This is a genomic window from Rubritalea tangerina, assembly GCF_042683245.1.
Lineage (GTDB): Bacteria > Verrucomicrobiota > Verrucomicrobiia > Verrucomicrobiales > Akkermansiaceae > Rubritalea > Rubritalea tangerina.
Genome location: NZ_JBHUJB010000067.1, coordinates 1 through 3,681, shown reverse-complemented (window position 1 = coordinate 3,681; position 3,681 = coordinate 1). Strand labels below are relative to the sequence as shown.

Genomic DNA, 3,681 nt, shown 5'->3' with positions numbered 1-3,681 from the left:
GATGGATCAAAGAAGTCGTAAGTCGCTGATGGATAATCTACAAATCCTTAAGTGAACGCACATGGCGCTGTTCATGCCGTTCCCCTTGAAAAATTAGCACAAATAAAGACAGGAATGTCAGTGGAAGAAGTTGAAGAAATCTTAGGTTCAGAAGCTCATATACTCAGCTATGATAACGGCACGAAATTCATATCATACACGAAAGTAATCGGCTGGTGCTCTGTAGACATTGTTTTAGGCTCTAACGATAAAGTAGAGTCTATTTTTCACGACCACTAGTGCCCAGCATCTACTTATTGAGTTCACTACGTTCAAGAATGTCCACAAGAAAACAAGCCATAGAGAAATACAACCGACAGCACTTTTGCACATATTTGTCACTACAAGCTTTAGCTGTAATAGGCATATTTATGCCTACAGCTTTAGTCTGTTACCTTTGCACCACGAGAATTGCTTCTTCTCTGATCAGCAAAATGGATCTCACAACAAGTGGCAACAAACTCTTGTTACTTATAGTCATCGTAACACCCACACTTTTAGTCTACTTCATGACCCGTCATTTCTTACTTAAGACCTTAATTCGTAGGAAACTTATTACACAAACAGACTCCTATTGCGTATACCCTTTTGGCACAAACTACAGTCAATATCGCCCTAAAAACTGACCTTGGCTAACAAGACGCTGCACCCAACCGCTGACCGCGGTTGAGCTTCGCTCACCATTTCCAATCCACTATCCGTAAACAATTAATCTCAGTACATCCCCGTCAGCGGTGCGGTGTGCTTTACGTTCTCCTAAAAAATGAAACACTTGGTCTTACTTATATCGCTGCTGCTAACCCCACTCCTACAAGCAGATCAAAAAGATGAAAAATCCGCTTTGAGTAGGTTCTTAGAAGCTCAGCCCCCATATACGATAGAGACAGGGAAGGATGCTTATGCTGCCTTATTAGAGATTCGCGGTAAGAAAGGATTTGTGAGGCTAGGTTTCGGTTTGGCTTCAGCAAGGCTTTGGGCAGAGAAGCTGTCTGAAGTTTCTAAAGAAGGAAGAGTCAACAGAGCATTGAAGGATTTAGGATACGATAGCACTCAAATTGAGGATTTACTAGATCTTGGACGTGGATGGACTACGGATTTTGAAAGCACTCAAAAAGACGCAAAAACCCAAAGGGTGTTTCGGAAGCTACTAGAAGAATAACTAAATTTGGAGAACAAGACGCTGCACCCAACCGCTGACCGCGGTTGAGCTCCGCTCCCATCTTCCAACCCTCAATCCGCAAACAATAAATCTCAGTACATCCCCGTCAGCGGTGCGGTGTGCTTTACGTTAGTCATAAAAAATGCCTACATTCACTCAAAGATTAAAAAACATTCTCAATACTAAGAACTTAAGTAAACGTATTGGAACTCAATGCACTAGAACCCATTTCAGAGACATGGATGAGTTCTTCAACACAGCTCACTGCGATTTGGAAGAAATTCATGAGCACTCTGACGCTACCTATGGAAGCGCACATGATATTCTGCTCAAACATCTATCAAAAGTCGGTATTGCATCTGAGGATATGGAAGAAGCTGATTTCATTTTGAATAGGTATGACTCTGAATCTAATCCTATTGGAGTTGTTTCAGAATATCCATCTATAGCTGTTGTTGCCGCTATTTTATCAGCGCAAAAAGAGTTTGAAGTTTCGTATTCAGTACATATCGATTGCGAATCTTGCGGTATTATCGTTATGCCCGAGTCACATATTATTACTTATTCTGATGATCAAGATGGTGATAAAGAGCTCAAGAGTTACGGATTCACAGTTCTTGACTAACAAGACGCTGCACCCAACCGCTGACCGCGGTTGAGCTTCGCTCCCCTATCCCAACCCTCAATCCGTAAACAATAAATCACAGTACATTCCCCCGTCAGCGGTGCGGTGTGCTTTACGTTCGTCTAAAAATACCGCTTGCAGAATCAATAGTATCACTTTAGTGTCACTATTATGAGGGCGGAACTAGTAACCACTTTAAAAAGAAAAGCCACTGACATTATAGCTCAAATATCTGAGGAGCATGAGCCAGTACTGATTACTCAGCACGGATTGCCTGCTGCATACTTAGTAGATGTTGAAACCTACGAGTCAATGGAGGCTCGGATTCATCTTCTTGAGGGTATAGCTAAAGGAGAGAAGGCGATCAAGGATGGTCGCGTAGTCGCACATGATGAAGCTGAGCGCAGAATGTCCCGATGGCTAGACTAATTTGGGCTGAACCAGCCCTTCAAGATTTGGAGCAAATCGCTGATCACATTGCTTTAGATAACGAGCGTGCAGCCAAAAGCCTAGTTAAGTTGGTCTTTGAGAAGGCTAAGTTACTCGAGACATTTCCTGAGATGTGTCCTGTACCTCATGATTTACGTGACTCTGAGTATCGGCACCTGATCATAAGTCCTTTACGTATATTTTATAGAATCGAAGGCGACACGGTGTTTATTGTTTACGTTATGAGGTTTGAGAAGCTTCTACGATTACAAGATATCGAGGGGCGAGATCAAGTTGACGAACAAGACGCTGCACCCAATCACTGACACGGTGAGAGTCGAACCGACACGATTACTAAAACTTTAAACCAAAACCCAAAGCACGCTGAGGTCAGTGATTGGTGTGCTTTACGTTCTGCTAAAATAATATGCGCACACACCTAATATTCATTCTCACATGTATATACTCATTAGCAGCTCTTCTAACCTCATGTAACACCCATAAAAAATTTTCGTCTAGGGAAGAGCTTGCGAAACATTTGGCTGATGGTTTTTCCCGCAAGGATCAGTCTGTCATCAAGGATGTTAGCCACCCTCAGACTCCTAAAGACATAAAGTCAGCTGTAGCCGAGGCATTTGGCCCATATTTTGAGTTAGAATCAACTAAAGTTCGTTACACTTACATATCCTTGGATGAGGTTCCAGTCGATCTGCCAGGGTCTCTACAAGGTCAGGATTTGGAGTACGTTTCAGACGTTATTGGAGTCATTCATTTCTCTGGAGAGTTTGACACAGAGCAAGGCGTTGGGACTTTCGATCTCTATTTCCCTTACTCAAAGTCCCATTCATCATACTATTCATCAGCTACTAACTACGCACAATAAATCGCCTTTGCTAACAAGACGCTGCACCCAACCGCTAACCGCAGTTGAGCTTCGCTCACCATTTCCAAATCTCATCCCTTACACAATCAATCATATTGCATCCCCTAGAGACACGGATTAAGTTACCGTGAATAACGTATAAAACTATTGGCCAACTACTATTATGAATCCCTTCATTACAACGAGACGTACTTTCATTTATAGTAGCTCCGTTTTAATGATGGCACCAATCTCGCTGCTGATGTCTGGCGGGTGTAGTAAAAATGATAAGATTCATAACGACTCAGACTCTCCCTACCTAACAAATCCAAATAACATGAATATACATTATCTAGAAATTGTTACACTGGAGGCTGATGCAACGATTGACCTCTACTCAAAGCTTTACAAGGTCACATTTGCCAAATCCAACCCTAATTTAGGAGGAGCTAGAACTGCTAAAATCCAAGGTGGTGGCATCATTGGAATCCGCCCCCCGCTACGCATGCGCGTTCACTTAAGGAGCTGTAGTTTATCCATCAGCGACTTACGACTTCTTCGATCCAT

The 3,681-nt window shown here is 42.6% G+C and carries 4 protein-coding genes and 1 pseudogene; all 5 read left to right on the top strand.

Features of this window, described 5'->3' with window-relative positions:
* Positions 1–802: 802 nt before the first annotated feature.
* Complete coding sequence (locus ACFSW8_RS14235; protein ID WP_377178566.1) at positions 803–1,198, top strand: hypothetical protein; 396 nt, start codon at positions 803–805, stop codon at positions 1,196–1,198.
* 238 nt (positions 1,199–1,436) lie between these two features.
* The gene (locus ACFSW8_RS14230; protein ID WP_377178564.1) at positions 1,437–1,823 is read left to right on the top strand and encodes a hypothetical protein; all 387 of its coding nucleotides are present in this window, start codon (positions 1,437–1,439) and stop codon (positions 1,821–1,823) included.
* A gap of 171 nt (positions 1,824–1,994) precedes the next feature.
* Positions 1,995–2,252 (top strand): type II toxin-antitoxin system Phd/YefM family antitoxin, encoded by a 258-nt coding sequence (locus ACFSW8_RS14225; RefSeq protein ID WP_377090715.1) that lies wholly within the window; start codon positions 1,995–1,997, stop codon positions 2,250–2,252.
* Positions 2,240–2,578 carry a type II toxin-antitoxin system RelE/ParE family toxin gene (locus ACFSW8_RS14220; protein ID WP_377090716.1) on the top strand — a complete coding sequence of 113 codons (339 nt, stop codon included), beginning with the start codon at positions 2,240–2,242 and terminating at the stop codon, positions 2,576–2,578. Before ACFSW8_RS14225 ends, ACFSW8_RS14220 begins: the two co-directional genes overlap by 13 nt.
* Before the next feature lie 873 nt (positions 2,579–3,451).
* Positions 3,452–3,681 (top strand): annotated as a pseudogene (locus ACFSW8_RS14215) (hypothetical protein); the annotation flags it as partial.